The 23362-nt window shown below is 59.6% G+C and carries 24 protein-coding genes; 11 read left to right on the plus strand and 13 right to left on the minus strand.

Translation table 11 applies throughout. From position 1 onward, the window contains the following. Window positions 1-97: 97 nt before the first annotated feature. From ACZ5Y5_RS08600 to ACZ5Y5_RS08610, 3 genes are all read left to right on the plus strand, one after another. A complete protein-coding gene (locus ACZ5Y5_RS08600) occupies window positions 98-319 on the plus strand; it encodes an AlpA family transcriptional regulator (protein ID WP_464808233.1) in 222 nt (73 codons plus the stop codon). 229 nt (window positions 320-548) lie between these two features. After that, window positions 549-1586, plus strand: coding sequence for a tyrosine-type recombinase/integrase (locus ACZ5Y5_RS08605; RefSeq protein ID WP_464808234.1), 1038 nt, complete (start codon window positions 549-551; stop codon window positions 1584-1586). A gap of 543 nt (window positions 1587-2129) precedes the next feature. Next, window positions 2130-2825 carry a class I SAM-dependent methyltransferase gene (locus ACZ5Y5_RS08610; RefSeq protein WP_464808235.1) on the plus strand — a complete coding sequence of 232 codons (696 nt, stop codon included), beginning with the start codon at window positions 2130-2132 and terminating at the stop codon, window positions 2823-2825. A gap of 18 nt (window positions 2826-2843) precedes the next feature. Here the strand turns inward: ACZ5Y5_RS08610 and ACZ5Y5_RS08615 are convergent, their stop codons facing one another. The 7 genes from ACZ5Y5_RS08615 to rlxS all read right to left on the minus strand — a co-directional run bounded on the left by ACZ5Y5_RS08615 (window position 2844) and on the right by rlxS (window position 10875). Continuing rightward, window positions 2844-3257: a GtrA family protein gene (locus ACZ5Y5_RS08615; RefSeq protein WP_464808236.1), complete on the minus strand. Its 414-nt coding sequence runs from the start codon at window positions 3255-3257 to the stop codon at window positions 2844-2846. Then, window positions 3221-3850 carry a class I SAM-dependent methyltransferase gene (locus ACZ5Y5_RS08620; protein ID WP_464808237.1) on the minus strand — a complete coding sequence of 210 codons (630 nt, stop codon included), beginning with the start codon at window positions 3848-3850 and terminating at the stop codon, window positions 3221-3223. The genes ACZ5Y5_RS08615 and ACZ5Y5_RS08620 overlap by 37 nt, the downstream gene beginning before the upstream one ends. Window positions 3851-3852: 2 nt before the next feature. Further along, window positions 3853-4776, minus strand: a complete 924-nt coding sequence (locus tag ACZ5Y5_RS08625; RefSeq protein WP_464808238.1) for a glycosyltransferase — start codon at window positions 4774-4776, stop codon at window positions 3853-3855. A gap of 7 nt (window positions 4777-4783) precedes the next feature. After that, complete coding sequence (locus ACZ5Y5_RS08630) at window positions 4784-6001, minus strand: glycosyltransferase family 2 protein (RefSeq protein WP_464808239.1); 1218 nt, start codon at window positions 5999-6001, stop codon at window positions 4784-4786. 128 nt (window positions 6002-6129) lie between these two features. Then, window positions 6130-7716 carry a hypothetical protein gene (locus tag ACZ5Y5_RS08635; protein ID WP_464808240.1) on the minus strand — a complete coding sequence of 529 codons (1587 nt, stop codon included), beginning with the start codon at window positions 7714-7716 and terminating at the stop codon, window positions 6130-6132. A 536-nt stretch (window positions 7717-8252) separates the two neighbouring features. Next, window positions 8253-8672: a hypothetical protein gene (locus ACZ5Y5_RS08640; RefSeq protein ID WP_464808241.1), complete on the minus strand. Its 420-nt coding sequence runs from the start codon at window positions 8670-8672 to the stop codon at window positions 8253-8255. A 148-nt stretch (window positions 8673-8820) separates the two neighbouring features. Then, complete coding sequence (gene rlxS / locus ACZ5Y5_RS08645; protein WP_464808242.1) at window positions 8821-10875, minus strand: relaxase/mobilization nuclease RlxS; 2055 nt, start codon at window positions 10873-10875, stop codon at window positions 8821-8823. Window positions 10876-11152: 277 nt separating this feature from the next. Between rlxS and ACZ5Y5_RS08650 the strand changes: the two genes are divergently transcribed. The 4 genes from ACZ5Y5_RS08650 (at window position 11153) to ACZ5Y5_RS08665 (ending at window position 12695) form a co-directional block, all read left to right on the plus strand. Next, window positions 11153-11515 (plus strand): hypothetical protein, encoded by a 363-nt coding sequence (locus ACZ5Y5_RS08650; protein WP_464808243.1) that lies wholly within the window; start codon window positions 11153-11155, stop codon window positions 11513-11515. Window positions 11516-11617: 102 nt separating this feature from the next. After that, the gene (locus ACZ5Y5_RS08655) at window positions 11618-11758 is read left to right on the plus strand and encodes a hypothetical protein (protein ID WP_464808244.1); all 141 of its coding nucleotides are present in this window, start codon (window positions 11618-11620) and stop codon (window positions 11756-11758) included. Window positions 11759-11843: 85 nt separating this feature from the next. After that, window positions 11844-12413, plus strand: a complete 570-nt coding sequence (locus tag ACZ5Y5_RS08660; RefSeq protein ID WP_464808245.1) for a PEPxxWA-CTERM sorting domain-containing protein — start codon at window positions 11844-11846, stop codon at window positions 12411-12413. Window positions 12414-12518: 105 nt separating this feature from the next. Beyond that, window positions 12519-12695, plus strand: a complete 177-nt coding sequence (locus tag ACZ5Y5_RS08665) for a hypothetical protein (protein ID WP_464808246.1) — start codon at window positions 12519-12521, stop codon at window positions 12693-12695. Window positions 12696-12801: 106 nt separating this feature from the next. On the opposite strand, the gene ACZ5Y5_RS08670 is transcribed toward ACZ5Y5_RS08665, so the two are convergent. Together ACZ5Y5_RS08670 and ACZ5Y5_RS08675 are read right to left on the minus strand one after the other, a co-directional pair. Continuing rightward, window positions 12802-13119, minus strand: coding sequence for a sigma factor-like helix-turn-helix DNA-binding protein (locus tag ACZ5Y5_RS08670; RefSeq protein ID WP_464808247.1), 318 nt, complete (start codon window positions 13117-13119; stop codon window positions 12802-12804). Continuing rightward, window positions 13112-14017, minus strand: coding sequence for an ArdC family protein (locus ACZ5Y5_RS08675; RefSeq protein WP_464808248.1), 906 nt, complete (start codon window positions 14015-14017; stop codon window positions 13112-13114). The genes ACZ5Y5_RS08670 and ACZ5Y5_RS08675 overlap by 8 nt, the downstream gene beginning before the upstream one ends. A gap of 1881 nt (window positions 14018-15898) precedes the next feature. Between ACZ5Y5_RS08675 and ACZ5Y5_RS08680 the strand changes: the two genes are divergently transcribed. Continuing rightward, window positions 15899-16093, plus strand: a complete 195-nt coding sequence (locus ACZ5Y5_RS08680) for a hypothetical protein (RefSeq protein WP_464808249.1) — start codon at window positions 15899-15901, stop codon at window positions 16091-16093. Between the two features lie 116 nt (window positions 16094-16209). Here the strand turns inward: ACZ5Y5_RS08680 and ACZ5Y5_RS08685 are convergent, their stop codons facing one another. Both ACZ5Y5_RS08685 and ACZ5Y5_RS08690 read right to left on the minus strand, forming a co-directional pair. Next, a complete protein-coding gene (locus tag ACZ5Y5_RS08685; protein WP_464808250.1) occupies window positions 16210-16839 on the minus strand; it encodes a PEPxxWA-CTERM sorting domain-containing protein in 630 nt (209 codons plus the stop codon). 143 nt (window positions 16840-16982) lie between these two features. Further along, window positions 16983-17576: a PEPxxWA-CTERM sorting domain-containing protein gene (locus ACZ5Y5_RS08690; protein WP_464808251.1), complete on the minus strand. Its 594-nt coding sequence runs from the start codon at window positions 17574-17576 to the stop codon at window positions 16983-16985. A 783-nt stretch (window positions 17577-18359) separates the two neighbouring features. On the opposite strand from ACZ5Y5_RS08690, the gene ACZ5Y5_RS08695 reads away from it, so the two are divergent. The 3 genes from ACZ5Y5_RS08695 to ACZ5Y5_RS08705 all read left to right on the plus strand — a co-directional run bounded on the left by ACZ5Y5_RS08695 (window position 18360) and on the right by ACZ5Y5_RS08705 (window position 20758). After that, entirely contained in the window at window positions 18360-18890 is a 531-nt protein-coding gene (locus tag ACZ5Y5_RS08695; RefSeq protein WP_464808252.1) for a PEPxxWA-CTERM sorting domain-containing protein, read from the plus strand. A 906-nt stretch (window positions 18891-19796) separates the two neighbouring features. Next, window positions 19797-20108, plus strand: coding sequence for a hypothetical protein (locus tag ACZ5Y5_RS08700; RefSeq protein ID WP_464808253.1), 312 nt, complete (start codon window positions 19797-19799; stop codon window positions 20106-20108). A 170-nt stretch (window positions 20109-20278) separates the two neighbouring features. Beyond that, entirely contained in the window at window positions 20279-20758 is a 480-nt protein-coding gene (locus ACZ5Y5_RS08705) for a helix-turn-helix transcriptional regulator (protein ID WP_464808254.1), read from the plus strand. 189 nt (window positions 20759-20947) lie between these two features. Here the strand turns inward: ACZ5Y5_RS08705 and ACZ5Y5_RS08710 are convergent, their stop codons facing one another. Next, window positions 20948-21859, minus strand: coding sequence for a HEPN domain-containing protein (locus ACZ5Y5_RS08710; protein ID WP_464808255.1), 912 nt, complete (start codon window positions 21857-21859; stop codon window positions 20948-20950). 510 nt (window positions 21860-22369) lie between these two features. Then, window positions 22370-22855 (minus strand): PilZ domain-containing protein, encoded by a 486-nt coding sequence (locus tag ACZ5Y5_RS08715; RefSeq protein WP_464808256.1) that lies wholly within the window; start codon window positions 22853-22855, stop codon window positions 22370-22372. Between the last annotated feature and the right edge of the window lie 507 nt (window positions 22856-23362).

The following is a 23362-nucleotide window of genomic DNA, read 5'->3' on the forward strand; positions in this document are numbered from 1 at the left end:
GATTTGGTCCTTCTCACCCGATTGACGGCGCACCTCGGTGCTACAATCCTGGTTCTCAGGGGCATGTACTACGCATCGCAGCAGACAGGATCTTGCCATGACCGATCAGCCACCCCACCCTATCCTTCGCCTCAACAGCGTGCTCGATCGCACGGTGCCTAGAGCCGAGCAACGCGCGACCGCGAGTTTCGGCCGGATCTTTCCGCGCCAAGCGGGCATCACCACGCGCTGCTCGGGGTGGCGAGAGTCCGCCGTCAACGAGGGGCTGCGCACTACGATGCTCAGGACTGTCGATGAGGCCACGGAAGGGCAGTCGTGATCCCAACAGATTCGCCTGAAACGGGCCCATCGCCGCGCGCATCAACCGCCGGGCCCAGAGAGACCCTTCTCACCCCCCAGGACATCCTGTCACGGCTCAGCTTGACCAGCGCTGACCCCGCGAAATGGATGCGCCGAATGTTCAAAAAACATGGCGTGCCATATGTCCGGGCGGGTGGGAAGACACGGGCGACCGAAGCGCAGTATCGCCTACTATTGGAAAAAGTCACATGCTCTCCATGCGTCGCCGCGGGAAAAACGGCATCCACTATATCCGAGGCGTTGTCGCGCTCGGTGACAGGCGCATCGTCGTCAAAGAATTCAGTTCAAGAACGAGTGACGCGAATGCTGCATCACACCTGATGGCTGAGCATGAGACGAAGCTGCGTCACCAGTTGATGTTCGGTCCGGCCGCTCTCGTGGCGCAGGGAACCATCGCTGAGGCCTTCGACAGCTATCTGACAAAGGCAAAGCCCCCATGTGCGTCCGACGTCCTGCGCATCGGCAAGCTCAATGGCCTCATCGGCGACTTCAGCCTGCGCGAGCCCAAGCAGGCGTGGGAGCATTTCCGCCGCGCCTATCTCACCGGCCATGATCCAGCGGGCCAGGACCGGTATCGCTCAGTGTTTCAGGCGGCGATCAATGTCTATCATGAATTGCATGATCTCCCACCGCTGCGGATCAAGGCCATCCCGTTCAACAATGAGCGAGTGCGCTTCCTCAGCAAGGAAGACCGCGACCGGCTGATCGCAGCCTATTCGCCTCACATCCAGCCGATCATCACCATGCTGGCGTTCCAGGGGCCGCGGATTCAGACAGCCTTGCAAATACCCTGGGGCGTCGATGGGGTCGACATGAAGGAAAGATCGATCCGGCTCAATCACAGCAAGAACGCAGTCGTCAAGTCTGTGCCGATGCATCCTCGCCTGTTCGATGTGCTCCGGCCGATCTGGGAAAAACGAGGACAGCCGACCAAGGGCCACGTCTTCCTCAACCGGTTTGGCAAACCTTACTCAGACACACGCAAGTCGAAGATCCCCGGCGGCAATCCAATTAAGACCCAGCACGCGACCGCCTGCCGGCGAGCGGGGATCGAGGATTTCACGATCCATGACTGGCGACACCATTGGGCGTCTCACTGCGTCATGGCCGGCATCGACCTCGTCACAATCATGAACATGGGCGGCTGGAAGTCGCTGAGAATGGTCCAGCGCTACTCCAGCGTCAGTGTGGATCACATGCGGGAGTCAATCAACAGGTTGAGTTGAGGCAGGTTTTTTGAACCCGGAGCCCGTGACACCGTTCGCCCCGACTCCGCGGTTCGTAGAAAAAAAGCTGAGGAGCACCAGATTAGCCCACAAGCTTTTCGTTTCGTTTTTAGGAGCCTTTTTCTGCGGACTATGATGGACTTGGATGACGAGCTTATTGCCAAGTCAAAATCTTCCGCCGGCTTGACTGACAAGTCGACGCTCATTCGTGAAGCACTCTGGCGCTCATAGAACGGGAGAGCGCTGGGCCTTGGCCGTTTCAGCGCACTCAGCCTCATATTGGAGGTGCACCACGGCAACGTTCCGATCCTGCCTGATCCTGGTCGACGCTTCGGTGGCACAGATCATTTTCGTAAATATCGGCCCGCCCCTCCGAAACTAAACCAGCGTCACCTGGCGGTCCGCCCATGTTGAGGCCGGGGTGAAACACGGCTAGTTAGCCTCACAGCGCGTACCGTTTACAAAGCGCACGAACTCTTCGCACATCGGGGGAAGGGAAATTGTGGTAGACCTCCGCCTGTACAGAAGCGACAAGGATTGAGCATGCCGGAACTTGCTTACGAAACTCTCGAGCGCTTAAAGTCACCGCGCCCTGTGGATCGAGTTCAATTCATCGCGAACTGCTGCCACGGCAAGCGGGTCCTCGATATCGGCTGTCTTGATGAAACCGCGCCGGAAAAACAGAATACACATGAGTGGTTGCACCGGCAGATCGCGTTGGTTGCAAAGGAGGTAATCGGGATCGATATGTCTGACAGACTCCCTCCTGAAGGACTAAAAACGGGCCCTAATTCGCGGATCATGAAGGGTGACGGCACTAAACCAGATGTTTCACCTGACGCGATAGACGTAATTGTAGCCGGTGAGTTCATCGAACACATCCCGAACCCTCTCGAATTTATACGCGAGATACGCGCCCGCTTTCCTTCGCGGGAAATGCTCTTATCCACTCCGAATGGCATTTCCTTCGCCAACGCCTTGCTGGGCACGATCGGACGAGAAGCTCAACATGAGGATCATCTTATGACCTCAACTTACAAAACTCTCAATACGCTATGCCGACGCGCAGAATGCAGCCACTGGAAGATCGTCCCCTATCGGTTTTACGCGACCGAAATGCTGCTCAAGTCCTCAGGTTTCAAAAGGTTTGCTGTTCGCACAGTGGAATCTTTCATTCGTACGTATGAAAGATTTTTTCCGTTGCGAAGCTTCGGATATATCGTGCAGATCACATTGTAGAGCGGAACATCGGCACCATCATCGCGAACGGTGGACAGCCCAATGTGTCACCAGATAGTTGTAGAGCGTCATGCTGATGGTTGCCAGTGGAGCCGCTACAAACATAGGCAGCATCAATGCTCCTCGGAACACGCTGATCGCGGCACCCGCAACAGCAAGACTGGACACAGATGCTACGACGTAGTGCGCAAAGGCTGTCCATGACGCCCGAACTGTGAAGCTCCACAACGCCTGCGCTAAGTAACTTGCGGGGAGGACAAATACGAAAGTCAGCAGTACGGAAAATGCGTAATGGAGACCCGCCGCATCCCCTACAATAAGTATGATGTTGTTAAGGACAGCGCAGGTCCCCCCAACCAGAAGATATCGCGTCGAGCGCAGACTGAAAAACCTCGTCAGCACTGGAACGTAAGCACGTAATTGTTGTGCCATGGACGAACGAAGTCCTGACCGACCGCGCGAATCCTCGGCGAATTTCCCTTGACCAACGCCAACGCCTCTTCTGGCGTTAAATAGGCCACCTTGTCCCCCGTCAGCCACCGATCTCCCGCGTAGCAAAACCAGTGCATCGGAGTAGCGGTTCGCCCCCAGTCCTTCAGCACGAAGTGCCCACCTGGCGCCAAACTCCTGGAAATTGCGCAGATAATTTCACCGCGCTGTTCTTCGGGAATGTGGTGCAGCACGTCTGACAAAGTGATAAGATCAAAGCTCGCGCTTTGCTCCGCGGCAATTTCTTGAATTGAACTCTTCCGGAATTCGACGCCGTTTTCCCGGCCACGATAGAGGCGTCCAAGGCGAGGAGTAATGTCGATGGCGAGGATGCTAGCCTGGGGATACACTTGGGCCAAGAGTTCCGTTATTGCGCCCTCACCGCACCCCACCTCCAGTATTTTACTGGCCTTAGGAGCCCACCCAGTCAATTTCCGGGCGTAATCATTCAGGTCCATAAACAGCCCACGATAAAGTCCTGCAACCTTGTGCTCGTGACGACCGAAGCGCTCCCGCACAAACGCCCCAACAGACATCCTTACAATCCTCCCGCGATACGCATCCTAATACGAGGCAGCACCCGCTCAATGATGCGAGAATAGCGGATGTAGCGAGCTCCGTCTAACGGCCCCAAGGCGAGAAACGTCGCAAGCGCACGACCCATCGCGTGCCAGTTGCCCATCGCAGCTTCAGCGAGCAGCATGTTTATATGCGCAGACGCGTAACTGAGTCGTGCAGTTCTGCTGTCTGCACCCAAATACCGCAAAAGCACCACCTCCAGCTGGCCTGCCAATTCTTTTCGATCCCCTCTCATGGTTAAGGATCGATCATGAACACGGAACGCCGTGACTGGCTGGCCGTCATAAACAACTGAGCCATACTCGCCTAATTTTAACCAGAGATCCCAGTCGGGCGTGTACCATAAGGATTCGTCCAAGCCCCCAGCTGCGATGTAGGCATCTCGTCGAAAAATTGGTGCCGGCATTGCGATCGAGTTCTGCACGATCAGGCGATCCCGATAGACTTTCGGTTCAATCCGCCCAGCTCTAAAAGGAGGGTGCCATTTGCCCACTCTTCGACCGGCGGTATTGATTATGAAGGCAGGAGTGAGAAACAGGCTGGCATCTGGAAACCGCGCAATCAGCTTCTTAGCGAGAGGTAGGCGGCCGTCCAGCCACACATCATCCTGATGCAAAGTGCAAACATACGGTGCCCGGGCGGCTTCGATGGCGAGGTTCGTCTTACGCGTCCAACTCGCGACATCTGGCATGTAGGCATAGTCGATCTTCAAGCGGTCGACATGCCGCTCCACCAAGCTCGCGCACGATCGATCCGGAGTGGAATCTCGTATGATGACCTCAACCTCGCCTGCAGCCGCTGTAGGAATGCTCGCGAGCGCGGCCTCGATCCATGCCTCGCCGCAATGTACCGGCATCGCCACGGACAACAAGGGCAGGCTCATCTACTATTCACTTATCGGCTCGAGCAAGTCTGCTTTCGTTTCCGGCGATAATTGCCAGAACGAAGGCGCCGAAAAACGTCTGGAGTCCTATCGCCCCGAGCGCGGCACTGCCAATCAAAGGCAGCGGGTTCTGTAGCGCTTCAAACCCTCCCTTCGACCATTGCACCCCCACGAGCCCGATACCCGTAAGTGAAATTACCATGAACGCTACCCCGAAGATCAGCATCATCTCTAAGGTAAAAAGGGGGAGAACAGGAGCTAGAATGGGTGGAAGCCTACGATAGCCGCATTGGACTCCGTGGAGATGCATCGCCACGCCCATAAGCAGGCAAAAGTGACCGCAACTAGCGAAGAAACCAGCGATAATGCACCAACTCACTCCGAAGAATGGCGTGCCCCGTACGATGCCCGTTTCATATATCCCTGCAGTCAAAAAGATTGTCGCGGAGAGCAGCAACGCAGCCAACCCTGGAACACCAAACACCCATGTCGGGCTAAGCATAAACAGATACCGTAAGTGACGCCAACCATCTCGCCACGGCCGGAGATGTGGTGCGCGGTCCCGAAGATCTGGCGCTAACGTGGCAGGCACTTGAGCTATTTGCATCTTCTTCAGGCTGGCCTTTATCACCATCTCACTCGCCAGCTCCATCCCGCAGCTGGTGAGCCTGATTTGATCAAGCGAGTTCCTACGAATCGCACGAAGACCACAATGAGCGTCATCAATCCCGCTTCTAAAAAACAGATTGAGTATCCCAGTTAGGGCAGGATTACCGATGTAACGGTTTTTCCAAGGCATCGCCCCCGGCTTGATCCCTCCTTTAAAGCGCGAGCCCATACATAGGTCTGCTCCGTCAACTAGCGCCCCAATCATCGCCGTGCTGTCGGTGAAATCATAGCTGCCATCAGCGTCCCCCATCACCAAATACCGGCCGAAAGCATGCTCGAATCCCCCAAGGATGGCCGCCCCATAGCCTTTCTGGCTAACGGCTACGACGCGTGCACCCAAGCTGATAGCGAGTTCTTGACTTCCATCTGCGGATCCATTGTCCGCGATTATGATTTCACCCGACAATCCATATTTCGCCTCAATCTGGTCAAGTGCTTCACGAGCATTCTTGATGCAGTGACCCAGCGATTGAACTTCATTCAGGCATGGCATGACGATAGACACGTCCGGCACCACGTTGGTCTCTTCGAAGGCCGAAGACCGTAGTAATTCCATTGACGTGCTCCCCCGCCATCCCTGTTCGCCCTGTCGTTAGGCGAATTTGGTTAATCAAGGATTAGCAGAGTAGAGGGAGCGCGAAAACGATATTTAGCTGTTCTCCAACAAAGGTCTCATCGCACTGATTACCTTAGGAGGATGGCGCGGCATCCGGCCCGCTCAAATGACCTTTTAGCCACACCTAAATCTGTATTTTGGTCCTTGGGTGGAAGGGCATTGAAAGAGGCCCAAGCGGAAGCATAGAAATCGCTGGTTCCGACGGCGACCGTCACCCCAGGCCGACACAGCTGCCGGGCCAACGTGGGAACATCGGTGATCTTCTCCGCAAGAAGTCGAATAGGACGGTTCGATAGATCAGGGCGATTTATCACGAGATCGGCTACCAACGGACCACGGCCAGCTTCGATCAACGCGTAGTCAGCGCCGCTCGCATCAATTTGGGCGCTCGCTCGTGCCATTGGAGAGTAGCGTGCATGCGCCATCCAAGCCTGAACTGGCAATACACCAAGGATAGTGGCGACTGTCGCTCTCAAAAAAATTGGCCGCACTTCAGGTCGAACGCATCTCAGCTCGATCCAACCATACGCCGACAGCAAAGCGGCACTGCCAAGAACGCCATGAACATAGCGGTAACCAAAGCCGACGCCTTGGTACGGCAGAATGATCGCCATCACAATTATCGGTAACGTTAGGCTCAGTGCCAGCATGGCGGCGAACTTATTGTGCCGACCGGCTCGCAGTCCTGCCAATAACAGTGGAATAAGAAGAAGATGCTGCCAAGTGAAAAAGCGCAGCAGGTTCGCCGCGGTCAGGGTCGGATTCGCCAACGACAAAGAGAAGGCATCGCGAAGTCGCGATATATAATCAATGCCGCCACCCATAGGCATGGAGTGCGAACTCGTAAGAAGCCGTTCGATGTAACTGGGCCATGAAAGCCAGAAAGCGGCGATGGCTGCGTACCCGATAGCGAAGGCGGCTGCTCGGGCCCACTGTCGCTCCACCAGCGTAAGGAGCAAGAATGGCCCTGCAAAGAGGGGGTGAAAAAGTGGCTGATGCAGCCCAGTGGCGATGAACCCTATCACTAGCGCCAGACAGTCTGAGATACGGCGATCAGCTAAGAACAACCGAAGCCAAAGTAGATTAAAGAATAGGTGAGCGGACATTGCGTATCCGGTCATCCCGGTGATGATAAATTGGCCGGAGCCCATCAGAACTAATGCTGCAATGCTTGATGCTTCTCGATCGCCAGGCCAGAGTCGGTCAGCGATATTCCAGATTAACGGGACCGAAGCGGCGGCCAAAAGCGGGCTCGCTAAATTGCGGTCCGTCAGAAATCCTACAGCCGATCGGAATGCTGCGTTGAACGGCAAATAAGCGGACACCCACGCCGCGGGCCGGTCTACGGGAAGCATGAACTCTAGATTTAAAGCCGCTGCTTCAATCCTCCAGCTAGGTGGGATAGGCCATATTAGGCGCCCGCCAGAGAAGATGAAAGCATCGAAATTTGCCATTTGTTCATCTCGGCTTAGATCATATCCAAGAAGAACTACGTAATGACCAATATAGCACAATATCAAAATCGAAAATGTGCATATAAATAAATGAATTTTTTTCAGCGGAAAAGGAAAAACTGTTCCAGAGCTCCTTTTAAAAACCCATATTGATAGTACAACAAACAACCCAAGCAACCATATGTCTTGCTGAGCCAACATCCTCGATGCGACCCAATAGGTTCTTATTGGAGGAATGAACAATGCTATTGAAACAAAGCCAAATACCGCGAGAATAATTCTAAAATTTGCTCTCGCGAGTGTTTCTGAGTTTGTTAGGGTTAGTGTCATGTATCAGTTTCTTGCAGCTGTTTGACAACCGGAGGATGATTGTCACTTTGACTCACCAGTTAACCTCGCAAATTGCAAGAACTTGTATCACAGGCGGCGGACTGCTCAGCACTATGGCTTCTCGCCGAGATAGAAACACGAAGTCAGAGCCTTTGTCCATGTGCGTCAGACTGGCAGCGACTGTCCTTTGGGACCCCACGAGACGGGTTAGGGATCATGGGGTGGAAAGGCGACATATTGATCAGATTCAAGCTCGGCAGCCTCAGACGATCATTGCTTCCGCAACAATTAACCTCGCGCTCAGTCCCAGCCATATGGCAGCGCGACTCACAACTCTACACCTCCCGCAGGCCCAGCGCGGTTCAGGACCCGTCGACGACATACAGTACGACAAGATCGAACGAAGATCATTGCAAACTCCTAAGCTTTTGGGCGGTGGGATCGTCGCTGGTGGGCGCGGCCTTGCCCGCGAACCGGTCGGCAATCTCGTCGATCAGCTGGGCGAACAGCCTGGCTCCTGCGGCCTGCGCGGCGTCGTTCACCGGGGTCATCGCCCCGGTGATGAGCTGGTGCCGGACCATCCGGGCCAGCACCTCCCACACCAGCGCCTGATTGCGCCGCAGCCAATCGGTGTTGCGCTCGATTTTGGTCAGGCGAATGCCGATGGCTTCGTCGGATTTCGGCGCCTGCCGCCGGTTGAACCAGGCATCGAGCGCCTCGATCAATATTTCAGACCGCGCCCGGCCCGAACTCGTCGCCAGATGCTCGAGCCGCCTGCTCATCTCCTCGGGCAGGAACAGCTGGTGCCGGATCTTCGTGCTCTTCATCGGGCGTTAGCCTTCATGATGTTCGGTGGCAGCGGACCAGGCCAGCGCAAGGGGGGACACCGAAGCGATCCGCTGCCATGGATGATTATGGCTGTCCGGCTTTTGCTTGGGGATGGTGCAGATCGATCCAGATCGACCCAGTTCGGCCTTACACGCTGCCAGGACCGCTGCGCCCCCGTCCGATGGTCCAGCTGATCGGCCGGTCCTCGCGCATCAGCCCTGATAGCTGCTTGCCCACATGCCGCTCCAGTTCATTGCGCCAGGGCACCAGGGTGAACTCATGGCTCCGTTCGATGAGCGCAAACCGCCCAGAGGTCATGTTCACCTTGCGTTTGAGCGTTCCCTGCACCCGCTCGCCCGGCACGCTCTCGGCAAAGCGCAGGCCCAGTTCCTTCGACAGCTGCCCTGCCACGGTCCGAACCTCGCGCTCCCGGAGGATGCGCAGCAGATTGCGACGATAGAGCACGTCATTGCCCTGCCGCTCGGCCAGTTGCTGCTCGACCAGCCATTGCTGGCGCAGCGCCAGTGCCTTGCGGACCTCCTGCCCATAGCTAGCGCTGGCTACGGGCGCTTTGTCCGGTGCCGTCAGCTCTTTGTCCAGCCAGGTCGCCGCATGGACGTTTGTTTGATCAAGGATCGGCGCTGCTGACAACATCTCGACCTTCACTGGCTCGGCCCTTAGCTTGCGCTGCTCATAGGCGCGCACCCTATCGAGATGATCGGGACCGATCTTCCATGTTCCGTTAGGCTCGCGTTCGGGCTTGCCGATCGCCTTGCGGATCGCTTCCAACCGCCGGACATGGGTCCGGGCAAATTCTTCGGTCGCCATGGCGTCATGGGCCAGGTGAATGTCGACGCTGTAGCGCCCGGCATGAGCCTCGGCGATCTGCACGACGGTACGATCCACGGCGCGGGGTTCGGCCTGCCTCGGTGTCAAGCTCACCATGCCACCGATCGGCGTCGGTTCGGCGCTGGTGCCGATATCGACATAATGGCTGCGCCCGTCGATGCCGTCGACGATGAGATAGCGGCGCTCATGATCATCATCGGCGGCGCCCCGCTTTACCACCTTACCAATGACCGGGCCTGTCATCTGTGCGGCTACGCCGTCGATGCCATGGACGACATAGCGGCTGGCATCGATCTGGGGCGCTTCCTTTGCCTGTGTCATTTCGCGGTGCATGAGGCGGATGATGTCGCCGCGTAGGCCCAAATCGGTGAGTGTCTTTTCCATATGCGGTGCCAGCGTCCAGGAGAGCGGTCCGGCCTGCTCTGCCAGTTCCATCCGCTCCAGCATCCGCGCGCGGGCAACCAGCAGTTGCTGATGACTTGGATCTAGCGCTTCCTGCCCCTCCATCCGACGCAGGTCGATCACATGATACCTGGCCTGCGCAAGCATCATCCGGTCGAGCCGGGTGAGCCGTTCTGCCTCGACCTCGCGCTCGAGCTGCTGGCGCACCTCGATCTCGCTCTGCGGGCCCAACGCCCGGGTCATGATTTCCGATGCCCGATAGCGGATGGCATGGGCGATATAGTCGCCTGCTATGTTGAGGGTCTTGCCGTCCTCGGTAATGCCCCGGATCAGGATATGGCTATGGGGATGCCCCGTGTCGAAATGATCGACCGCCACCCAGTCGAGGGTGGTGCCCAGATCCTCCTCCATCTTCGCCATCAGGTTGCGGGTGAAATCGCGCAGATGGTCGAAGGCAGACCCATCCTCCGGCGCGACGATCAGGCGGAACTGGTGGCGGTCGTCCAGCCCACGTTCGGCAAAGGCTCTTGCATCCGCCTCGTCGGCAAAGGTCGAGTAGAAGCGCCCGCGATCCCCTTCGCGGCTGACGCGATCGCGTTCGAGATAGCGCAGATGCATACCCACTGCTCCCGCCTTGCCGGCGAGCTTCACCACCCGCGCCTTCACCGCCACCCGGCGGGGCCGCACGCGCATGCCGCTGGTCCGGTCGAACGACCAGCCCGAACCGCGCGGCACGGCGGCCGCGATCCGCGCGCCGCGGCCGCGGTCATTGAAGCGACCGGAGCGAGGAGGAGAACCCGACCCAACATTCTCAAGCCGACGCGGATTACCGCCGCGCCGCGCCACCTGCTTCATGATCTGCGAGCGCAGTTTCGGCGCACGCGGTTGGCGGGCGCTCTCGCGCCGCGAACGCCCGAGGCGAGGCTCGAAAGGATCATCGTTCTGTACCATCATCAAGAATATGGCGAGGACAGCCCCAGCCTCAAGTATCTCGCGCAAGAGTCGCGCTTCTCTGCGGCTTCGCGGGCAAACAGTGCCGGTTCGATCTCGTTCAGGAGACAGGCCGTCTCCAGCAAAAAGGATGTGCAGACAAGGGTTTGACCGGGCAGATGCGACGAAGCGCGCCGGCCTTTATCTTGCTGTCACCTCCTAAACCGGCACCCCTCCTTTGTGTTCCCCATATGTTCTATTCCCAGGCCTGTTCCGCTCCTCACCGGAAGGGCCAGGCATGGGCGTGCAGCTCGAGGCTATGGACGGCGGAAAGCTCAAGCTCACCAGCGATGTCGAGACCATATTCACGCTTTCCGCCAGCGCTGTAACGGATGGCTTCTCCTTCGCCTTTTCCGACGGAACATTGCTCAAAGGCCATCACGATATCGGCAGCGGGCGCTGCCATTTCATGCTCGCAGCGGAAGGCGTGGCGAGCGTCAGAATCATGCGCGCAGGGCGGCCTGATGGCGCATGGATCGAAGGACAAATCTCCTGGATGACACTTGCCTGCGGCAGCCGGACGCTGTGCCCAATCCATGCGAAAGCGCAGGATGATGGGCGGCAATGGGTGCTGGATATCGAAGCCAGGCAAGCGGCCTGAAGCGCTGGCGCCGCGCGAATCTGAGCAGCAAATTTATGGTGTCATTGAGTGACGAGAAGGCCAGCAGCGGTCTGTCATGTTCGGCAATGGCGTCGGCCAGCCATGCTGCCGGTCATCGTCGCCCGCATCGATTTCCGGTCATGGCGCGGTCATGAAGACAAGCGGGTTGTGGCGCTGGACACCATAGGTCTGACGCGCCGGCTCACCGGAGAGACACACGGCGTCAACGTCATTTACAGCTGAGGATTACTCTCATGCCTAAGCCGCTGAGATATCGTAGCGGCATGGAACTTGCTTCGTTGCACAGGCGATAGGTGAGGAGGCGAGGATGAAGAGGTTGGTGAATGCACTTGCGGCCGCTGTCGTGCTTGCATCAACGATGCCGGCGGCGGCATCCGCAGCCACGGTCCTGACTTCGATCAATGTCACAGCTCCAACAAACGGAAGCCTGGGAAGCTGCCCTACTGTGATCTCAATTGGCTCTACCTGTACACTTGCTGGGAACGCGGGCTTTCCTGGTTACCAGATTGGCGTTCAGGCTGGATCGCCCAACATCTTTACGATCACCCAGTCCGGCGACTTTTTCCTGAACAGCTTTTTCTCATCGATTTCGATCAGCGGCAATAACATTCCGATCACCAGCGCTTCGTTCATCGACGCGACGGGGGCCGGCAGCTTTGGTGCGGGCAACATTTTCCTGAACAACGGCACGCTCACTGTCACAGTCCCAGGCACTTCTACGGCCGGAGCTGTGATTCGCATTGGCCTCGGGACGGGCGCCATCACCTCCGCCGTCCCCGAAACCGCCACCTGGACGATGATGATCCTTGGTTTTGGCACGATGGGTGCGGCGCTGCGGCGACGGCGCGGGCGGACATCCATAGCGGCGATCGCCTGATTGCAATGACGGCGGGGGCTGTAAATGGGATGGCGATCGCTGCAATCCTGCTGGTGACGCTCGCTCGGCAAAGCGCAAACTCGAACGACTGACAGGCAACGAACAATGAAGAGGATCAGATGCCTGCTGAAGGGCCATCAATGGCCGGGGCGATGGACGCGGCGCGGCGCGGGCAAGGCGCGCTTCCGCGGCGCCTATTATGGTGCCTATGAAGCCTGTCTGCGCTGCGGAAAGGAGCGCCTGTGCGACTGGGATTACGGCACAAGTCCGGACAAACCATAAGCGCCGCGGAGCTGATCGCGCGCTGTAGCGGACCGCACAGCGCATGCGCCACGGCAAGGATAACAGGCCTCATCTCCCCGAGCACCCGGTGACGCGGCCAAGATGATCATCCCTTATACCCGAAAGGCCAGAGCCGCCGCCACCGCGCGGCGACGCGCTCCTGGCGGGAGGCATCCCTGCTGACGAGCACCATGGCGCGCGCCAGCTGACGCCAGGCCTGCGCCTCGCTCAGGCCTAGCTGCTCGGCGATTTCGCCGATGGCGAGCCCCTCGAAGCGGCGCAGACGATAGATGTCGCCCAACGGATCGGGCAGCGACTCGATCGCCCGGGCCAGCCGCCGCAGATGCAGGTCCTCGATATCATGGAACCGAAAGCGCGCCCGCAGCCGCCGCCATCCGGCCATCTGTGCGCGGGTGTCACCCATGCTCGCCTCCCTCACCGGGAAGGAAGGCCAACAGATATTGGGCTGCCTTGCTCGCCTTGCTGGCGGCGCGGAAAATGGCGCGATTATCCTCCCGCAAGACGTCGAGCCAGCAGCCGATATAATCGGCGTGGCGGACAGTGGGGGTGATGCCGAGCTCCGCGCAGAGAAAGGCGCTCGCCATTTCAGCGCAGAGCTCCTCCCGCGCATAAGCGTCGCTGCCGAAATCCGCACCCGTCAGCCGGTCGAGCCGCGAGGGATGGCCGGTCCAGTGACCCAGCTCATGCAGGATAGTCCGATACCAGTTGATCGGCTCGGGGAAGGCCGACTGGTCCGGCACCCGAATATAGTCGGGACTGGGCGCATAGAAGGCGCTCTCCCCGCCCACCCGCACGTCAGCCCCTGTCGCGCGGATCAGCCGATGCGCCTGCGGTACCAGCTCTTCGGTCGCGCGTGTCTCGGCCGCTGCCATGAGCGCTTCGGGCAACCCCTCGCACTGATCGACATTGAAGAGGGTGAAGCGTTTGAGGAAGGCGACCTGCCGCGCCTCGCGCTGCTCGTCGCGGGCCTTTTCCTCCTCGTCCCTGGGCGTGAACCGGTCGGCATAGCAGACGGTCGTCCCCGCCTCGCCCTTTCGAACATGGCCGCCCAGCGCCAGCGCCTGCCTGTAGGTGAGCCAGCGCTGCACCCCAAAGCCGCAGGAAAAGAGCCGGTCCCAGAGGATCAGCACATTGATGCCGGAATAGCAGCGGCCGGTCACGGCATTGCGCGGCAGACCCGTCGCCGCATGGGACTTGTCCCAGGGCTGCACCCATGGCAGCCGCCCCTCCTCCAGCTGCGCGATAATGCGCTGCGTCACCTCGTCATACAAAGAGCCGTTCGCTCGACCATCTTTGCCCATCTTCTGTCTCCTGCCTTCCAGCACCGGCCGCCGGAATGGCGGGGTGGGCGGCAGAGAGGCGCACGGCAGGCCCGGGCAGAGAGGCGGGCTGCACCCCCCGGGGCCCCATTGCCCCTGCGCAATGGGGTGGATCAGGGGCCGCAACGGCAGTGAAGGAGCCGGCAGCGCCGGCTTGCGGTCCGCCGGCACGGGCCTAGAGGGAGCCGACGCCCACCCCGCGCTTCCGGCGGCCTTTCCAAACCCACGCCAGCGCGGCGAGGCCGCGATGACCCCATGGGGATGCCAGCGGCAGCCCCAAAGCGTCAGCGATCATCGCCCGGCAGGGACGAGACAAGCGGGACGCGCAGGCTCGGTGGAGCAAAGCGGAGCAGAGCGCGGTCGGCCGCAGGGCCGAGACGCCATGCACCCATCGAGCCAGGACGCAGCTCGAGCAGAGATCCACCCCAATGCCGCAGATGGCGAGCCACTGTCGCAAAGGGAGTGCAAGAGCGCTGTCAGGACGGGAGAGAAGGCAGAGCCATGACCCGCAGGATAGATGGACCGGACAAGGCCCGCGCCCTCCCCCGCATGAAGCGCTGATCCCGTTGCCCCGCGCCCCCGACAGCAAGCAGCGGTAACCACCGCAGAAAGGGAGATAGGCAGAAGACAAGGCGGCAACGACAGCAAAGCAGCACGACCGATACCGGGGAAACGGTGACGCCGCATCCAGCATTCCCGCCACCAGCCTGGCCACCAGCACGGACACGCAACCCGAACCATGGCAGCCCAGTTGGCCGACCCCGTGCAGCGCAACCCCGCCGCATCACAGGCGCAAGCCGACAGACCAGCAGGCCGCCAAGAAGCGACGGCCGCCCGGCCTCAAGCCCGGCCAGCCACGGCGTCAAACCAACCAGCCTGTGACCAACCCAGCCTCAGGCTCCTAGACCCTGCCAAAGGGAAAGACCCACCAGGCATCCCCAAGGCCGCGACACGCCAGGCCACACACCATCCAGGCCGGGAACATGATCGGTCGCCGCCACCGACACCCCCACGAAGCTCTGAGGAGGAAGGACGCCCAAGGCCGCTCCAGGCAGGCGCCTTCCAATGCCGCCACGCCAGGAGCCGCCCACCTCACCTGCGCCCACGCGGCCACCCGGCCTCAAAGGGCAGAACCGCTGCCAGAAGCGAAAAAACGCCTCGCAAAAGGTCCCAAAACCGGCCTGCGCGCGCCCAGAGATGCACGAGGGCAATCCCCGCCGGCGAGGTCGCTTCCCCCCTCTCCTCCAGGCGGACCACAAGACGAGGAACAAGCCCCACCTCAAACCCCGCACCTGGCAAAGCGCCACCACCGATGCCGGCGCCTTGCCGATCCGCCTGAGGTGGAAGCGTGGGAACGCAACCGCTGCTGCAGTCCGCCGCAAGGTGCAAAGCTCGATCGGCTTAGCTGATCGCACGCCATGCGACGCGTTGGGCGCCCGCCGCGGCAATGGCGGCGAGGCAAAGCAGCTCCGAGGCGAGCCCCCTCCGGCGCGCGAGCGCACCCCTTTTGTCTCTCCCTCGCTCGATGCAATTGCCATCCTTCAAGCCCGCGAGGCAGCGATCTGCGCCTCCAGCAACGGAGAGCCGGAGACGTCCCCTGCCCCATCAAGCCTCCCCGAAACGCAGTTTCGAAACCTGAAGGCAAGGAACAGTGGGAAATCGAGAACAGCTGGCCGGGGCCGGTTCGGCAACACGCCGCGCGGGGCTTATCTCATCGTGACGGGAGGAGGAACAAAAGCGCTGAACCAGGCGCCACTGTCCAGCGCAGGCATCTCGTTCATCAGCCGAAAATCTCCATGCCCTCCGAGGCCGCGCGTCACGCGCGGTTGCGTGCTATGGAGGTGCCGCTGTAGGACATTTCGCATGAGCCGCTTCCGCTACACCACCCCGCTCACGAAAGGCCGCTGGTATCAAAGCCGCGAGGAGGCGGAGGATGCAGCGGTCAGGGCAGGATGGGGCAGCCGGAACGAGCGCGCGGGCCCGAACGGCCGCCGAGCCCAGTTCGACGCCCATCCGCTGGTGCGGATCGAGGAAGAAGAGCCGGCGCGCGGCGGGTGAACAGGTGAAAAGCGGAAGGGCCTGCTTCCGAACAAGGCGTGCTGATACATTGAGGGGCGACCCACATGCGGAAGCCAGGAGGCGCCAGACAGGGCTTGTTCGAAGATGCTCGGCGGTCAGGTCAATGCAGCAAGGGGCTTGCGCATCCGCCGCGACCGCAGCGCCCCCCCAATCACCCCAAAGCCGAGGATCATCATCGCCCAGCTGGCGGGTTCGGGGACGGGGGAGACGGTGAACCGAGCCCAGACCGCGTTCGGGATTGTTGAAGTATCGACGAAATCCGCGGCATCGGTTACGAAGACGCCGGGATCATCCACTCCATTTACGTTCACTGCTCTAGCGACATTGATGACGGGGAACGGCCCAGACGGCGTGGAGAGCACTTCCGTAGAATATGGAATGAGCGGTGCGCAGTTCGTGCGCCGCTCCATCAGTTCGCACCCATAGGTTAACTCACTCAGTGAGTCGAACTGCCCCCCGGGAATATCAAGAAACACTTGATCCAGTAGCGACTGAGCCGCCAAAAGCGCCGAGGCCTGCGTAGTAAAGTCGAAGTTCGAGCTAGCGCAACTGCCATAGACAGATGCGCAGGTGCCTTCCACGAAACTGACATTGTACAGAGTTCCACCGATATTAACGCCAGTCGCCCCGACCAGTTCGTTATTGGAGACCAGCGGCGTCGCCGCATTTGCTGGACCCGCGATCATCAACAGAGCAGCAGCGCACTTGATCAGGATCTTCCTCATGACGGCCTCCTCACCTTTGCCTGTGCAACAAAGCAAGTTTTATGCCGCTACGGTATCTCAGCGGCTTAGGGTTGAGACCGGTTCGCAGCTGTAAGCGGCGTTGACGACCTTCATCTCCTGTCAGCCACCCTGCCGGGGCAGCGTCAGGCCGCGGCAGCAACCGCCTTGCGCCCGCGCCTGGAGCGCAGCAAGCTTCCGATCGCGCCGAAGCCTGTGATCAAAAGTGCCCAAGTCGATGGCTCGGGGACCGCCGGCAGCAGGACAACGTCTAAGGTGCCAGCTTGATCGGGGCCGAGCAGTTGGGTCTCATAATGACCCACCTGGGAAAAGGCGCCATCCTGGAAATAATAGGCAAAGCTGGACAGCCCTTGCTGCCCGCTCCCTGTGGTCACGAATGGCGAATAAAAGCCAAACCCGACGATATCGTAAGCCGCTCCATTGCCCGAGGCCCAACTATTATGGGGTGCAAAGGTCATATCGCCGCATGTCAGCTGCTGGGCTGGCACACCCGCGAAGCCGCCGGTGGCGACCTCGCAGCTAGAGAGACTTGCAACGGGAATGTTCGGCGAAAAGAACATGCCATTTGAAGGGCCAGTGAAGAAGTCTGGCAGCGTAACTGAAAATGACCCGGTCTGATTATAGCCGCCCGACATGGCCGTGAACCTGTACATCACGGCAGCATCTGCTGAGCCGATACTGAGTGTTGCAGCGGCAGCCGCGATCAACCAGCGCTTCATAATGTCCCCTTCGTCACCTGCAATCCGGATAGGCTCTGAAGCGCCCTCAGTCCAGTCGCTGTTGAGGGCTAACCCCTTTTGACCGTTGAACAATCGACCTGAGGCCGCGTTGATGGATCGACCCCGGCGATCGCCACCAATTCACCCTTTTTGGTTTCCCGATCGAGCGTTGCAGCGTTCCGGGGTCAACCTCTACCCGCCTCCATCTTCCCTTTCAGAGAGCGAGGAGCTATTGGGGCAGACGGCTCATGCGATCCAAGTGGATAGCCAGCAATCGCAGGGCTCCCCATCGCCAGAATGCCTGCCGCGGCCCGTCGAGCCAGGACCCGTGCTAAAGCGAATTGCGGAGCTGGCAGCGCCCTACACCACCTGCGGCAAACTATGCTGTCGCTGCCACGAGGGCCAGTTTGGCTTCGCGGAGACCCAGGGCTGGACCGAATCAGCAGCGCGCGCCGCGCAGAGTCACCCAAACGCATGATCCTCCTCGATCTCAGCCGCGAAGGCCGGGAGAGAGAAGCGGCGAGAAGAGGCCATGCCGCATGTTACGTTTAGCGGCAGTCAGGCCGCGTGGGAGACGTGCTCGTGCCATGCTCGCAAAGTCTCGGGAAAGATCGGTACAGACGCTCGTCCTCATTGGGCGCGCGCAGGATCGACCGCGAACCAAACCTAAAGTCCGCCAGAGGCTGCCGTCTAGACAAATGAAGCACGCCGCGTCTAATTGTCCATGATCAGGGGGATGGGATGACAATCAACAAATTAGCTCGGCGGTTTTTCCCGCTTTTGATGCTGGCCGCATCTGGCGGAGCCCATGCTGCGTCGTTCCCATTTTCCTTCGATCCTGATTATGGCGTGGGCAGTGTCAGCGGCGTCAGTTCGAGGGTCGAGGGCTTTGTTGAGAACGCCGCTGAGGGCGACAATTTCAACTTCAATCTCACCGCGACCATCACAGCCGCAGCGGATCCATTATCCTTGGGTTCCGGCTACAATCTGCTCTATCTGAATGGCGGCGAGCCCGCGTTCCGGATACAGGGCGGGAAGGTCGTCTTCGCGAGCGCGATATTCACAAGGGCGAGTGGCGAGTATAGCGAGACGCTCGCGCTCTACACCAGCGAACCCTACACGAACCTCTTCCGCACCAACGGGACCGACTATTCCGGACAATTTGCAGAAGCCTCTCCTCAGTTCGGCGATCTTGTTGCCTCTGCGCCGTCCGTTCCCGAACCTGGCACATGGGTGATGTTGCTCGCTGGCTTCGGCCTGATAGGGGCGGCTTTGCGGCACCGCAGACAGGCGGCCTTGGCATCTTCCGCCTGAGCCCGCCGAGACGCAGCCTGAGCGATGACCAAACAGACTGGCAGCCACGAGCGCCGGCAGAACAGCGGTTGAACGTAATTGGGTTCGCACAGCACGAAACACTCGACAGGCCGCATGACGGCTCGCACTGCTGCCGCCCAGACCTGATGAAGGATCGGGCATCTTCCTTACCAACGCCACCGGGACAGCCGTCCCCTCCAGGCAAGCCATTCTATCCCAAACAGCAACTGCTGCTGCGAGTGGAAGGGTGACCCCGGACAGCTACAGCGTACGATCGGGAAACCAGGGGGGGGATTGGTGGCGATCGCCGGGGTCGTGAGTTCAACCCTCGAAGCGGCAAATCGTTCAAGGGAAAAAAGCGCCAGTCTGCCCTGCCCCGCACGACAGCAGCGGAGCACGAAACGGTCATAGCCGCCCGCCGCTGCCCTTGGCCTCGACGCGAAGCGCCACACTGCTAGCTCTCAGACCAAAGCCGGTCAGGATGACCTGGTGCTACCGCCCAGAAGCGAAACGAGCCAGGTGCCGCCGGCGAACAGCACAGGCGGCCGCCGAAATGAATGCGGCCTCACATTCGACCGATGCCCCCCGTCGTGCAACCGAACCCCGCCGCCCCGCGGCTGGCAATCGAGAGACTGTCAAAGAGCCTTCCCCCAACCTCTCCGACTAGATCTTCTCTGCTTCCCTTGAAACGACAGGCTCTCATTTCCCTAACCAAAGGCCTTTTAGCGCATCGGCGAAGTGCCAAGCGCCTTCGCGATCCCGACGGGGCAAGACCTCAGCCTGTCCAGGAAAGGGACGCTGCCGATCATTACCTAACCTCAAGCAATTAAATAGGACTAGCGCTGCTATTGATCGCTGACGCTAAATTGATAAAGGCAGAGGGAAAGATGGCGGGGTCAAAGCAGCGTGACATTCCTTCAGCAATTTCATACCGAGTTTTCGAATGCTCGGAAATATGGGTTTACTCCGAAGAAATGGCTGATCGGAACGAATGTTCTTAAGCAACTGCACCACATGGTCCTGAAGCAAGGACGTGTGATCGACCCCAATCCGAGGATCCTTGGTCTGCCCTTCGAGGTCGTCACAACGCGGCCGAATGGCATCGAGCTGGTGACCGGCGAGCGCCGTAATCTGCGCAGGCGGGACGTTGACCTATCTTCAATACCGCGCAGCACCGATCGTCCGTCCTGCGACGAGCTCGAAGCCCTCATCGACTGAACAATATAGAAAAGCTGGTGCCCTCAATATCCCTTCGGCGCTGTCGCCGTCACATCGGCGCGCGGCGAAAGAATAAGCCTGCCACGCTTAGCCTGTCACAGCCTCAAGAGGCAGCAACCTTCGCCTGGCTCGAGGCAGATCAAAGGCCGCGCATTCTCGTTTCCGCAGAATTGAGGATCGCGTGGAGAAATTCCGCAGCGCATGCGGAACTGCAGAAACGGCAGACCATCGAAGATCTTGCGGGCTCCCTGACGTTCATCAACGATCATCATCACGTCTCCTTCGCAAGAGCGATCGGCGTTCAAGAGAGCGCCCTCGCCATCTGGTCAGGCAGCCTGCCAAGCGGAGAGGGGCGACTGATCTGCCGCGTTCAAAAGGTCGGCGCCGATCAACCGCTGTTGGGGATCACCTTCCTCAAAAGTTCCGGCTTCCGCCCCGACTATCAGGGGTTGCAGCAGGCCTTCGGCCTGACGGATGCTGAACATCGAGTCCTGCTGGCGCTTCTTCAGGGTAGCGATGCCAATGGCGTGGCAGGGCTTCATCAGCTTTCCATAGAAACGGTCAGAACCCAGATCCAGTCGCTCTACAGGAAATTCAAAGTGCGATCCCGCGAGGCCCTGCTCTTCAAGGCGCAGCCCTACCGCCTCTGAGACGAATATAAGGGCACAGCGGGTTCAGCGACCTTCGCCAGCCCGGAGGTTTCCAGCTCAGAACCAAAGCGGTGCCCCACTTCCGAGCCGAAACGCAGCTCAACCAGAATTCTTCACCGGCAGCAGAAACCGCTCCATGCAGCGCCTAAGGATAGCGACGCGGACACTCGCTCTCCGGAAGGCAACCGTTCAAGCGGCCCGCGCAAGGCTTGCGATGCGGGCCTCGCAGGCGTCACGCACAAGGATTTGCAGCAGCGCGACGCGCTGGGCGATCCAGTCCAGTTCTTCCACGGTGATGCGGTAAGCACGCGAATAGCGGGCTTTGATATAGGCGTCGCGCAGCAGGGAATAGCAGCGCTTCTCGAACCGGCTGTCACGTGGCCAGACGGTTTTCAAGGAAGGCTCCAGCTCCTCCGCCAGATCACGCAGCCGGTTCAGATTGTGGCTCTTGGGGCTGTAAAGGGTGCGGACCAAAAAAAGGCAGTGATAAAGCCGCTCAACGGTCTGGTGCAGATCGAAAGCGGCTATGTTCAGCGCTCCATCGTCAACTGCGTGTTCGAACTGCCGATAGAACTGCCCAGCGCTTTCAAACCAGTCCTCATAATACTCCTGCGTCTCCTTGAGTGCCTGCTCTGGCGACAAAGCTTGCGGCTCGACAAAAGCGTAGCCGGGCTCCTCGAACAGGCTGATCCCCTCCCGCTGAATATCTATGAAGAAGTAGCGTCCGAGCCGCAGCTTCTCATTCACATCGTCGAGGCTGTGATAGATGAGGCTGACCGGCGTGCGCAACGCCGCGCCCGCCGACAGATCAGCGAGCAGCTGCGCCTCGGTCTTCTCCCAAAACTCTGCAACATCGGTGAGGTCGTCGTGGTTGACGACGACCAGCAGGTCATAATCGGAGAAATAGCGTCCCACCGGGTCCTCGACCCAATCACCACGCGCATAGCTGCCGAACAGGATGATCTTGAGCAGCTTGCCCTCGCGATAGCGCGGCTGCGTGCGCTGCGCGATCGCGCGTGCGAAACCCTGACGCACGGTATCAACCACATGCGCGAGTTCGCGCTGCTTACCCTCGGGCAGATGATCAAGACCGGTCTTCATGAGACGCAGAATCGCGATTTTCCGGGTCCTGCCAAGAAGAAAGTGGCCGACGAAGTTTATGGCAGGCCGGCCGCAAACATGCGGGAGATATCTGGCGCGGCCAGTGAAATTGAAAGCCCGCGATTGGATAGCATCGAATAGTGACGGGACGAGAGAGACGCGGCGAGCAGGCGATGCGATGACAAAGCGTCATCCGACACGGTCGGACGACTGCTGGCGGCCGCTACAGCAACATATGGACAGCGCGCGTCCCTCCAGCAGCGCTACCGTCCAAACGTGCACCATGCCCCGGGCACAACCCAGGACATCCTCTGCTTACCTTTCCGCAGTCGGCCGCGTGGCGTGGGACAAAGAGGCCTTAAGAGCGCGGAATGGTGGCATGAGCATCGATTTGGCTCGCGGGCGGGCCGCCAAGTCCATCGCCCTTATGCCAAGAACACCTACCTCGCGCTGAGCCAAGCCCGCAGCAATGCACAGGAGCGCTTCGCCTGTTTCAATCGCTCAGATCCCTCATGCCAGCCAGGAGGCGGCGAGAACATAGCCGCCACTCGCTAGAGCGGCTATCAGCGCCCAGGCAGTGATGGCCGCTACGAGAACGACCGCCAGTCGCATCCGTGGCGAAATGATTTCCCGATCGAGCGGCGCATCCAGCGCGATGGAGGGGACTGGCCGCGGCTGGAAATCGACATGCATCAGGGTTTCGGACGTTCGTGTCGCTTGGACATCGGCATAGGCAAGGGGCGCCGTGAAGGCGCAGCCCGCTTCATCCCCTTGCTGCCAGATCACCCGGGCAGCGCGCATTCCGACACCAGGAAGCCCAATCATGATCTCTTCATCGATTTCAACAGAAATCGGCGTGCTCAGCCGACAACCGGTGGTAGAGAGATCTTCGATCCTGACATCAACCGGATCGCCATCTGGACCGCGGAGAGTCGAAGCACGGCCGATCGGAAGCCGCTCCGATGTCCGGTCCAGCCGATAAAGTGTGGCGTGCATGATTGAGTGCATTGTCGTCCCTCCGCCCCGCTGAGATGGACGCAAAAAACTAAGAGATGGTTTACGCTCCTTAAGAGTCTCTCCGCAAACCCGAACCTGTCGGTGAAGGAGAGGCTTTCGCTGACGCATGGCGGAGGCAATAGCTATTCCGCGAACGAATAGGACCTTAGCGCCCGACCGGGTAGATGCTATGGGGAAGGTATGCGCCAGGAGTTGAGCAGCCGCTACTGACCTTGTCTGGCGATAGTCTGTTGCTAAGCTGCTCCTGCTCTTCCAGCAAACCGGTTCTGCAACGCCCTGCCCGCGACGCCGCCGGATGGGCGAATTTCTCCGAAGCCTCGTTATAATTGGTGTTTTCGCCCTTTTCCTGCTAAAAGAAGCTGCACCGGACGGAGCAACCGGGCAGATGGAGGGTGTCGTGATAGATGCGGTTCCGCCACGCTCGGTCCGTGGCCTTCTTCTTGCCGCAAGCTTGTCATTGGCCCTCTGGCTTCTCATCGCTGCGCT

It is taken from the genome of Sphingobium sp. TomTYG65 (assembly GCF_055395525.1).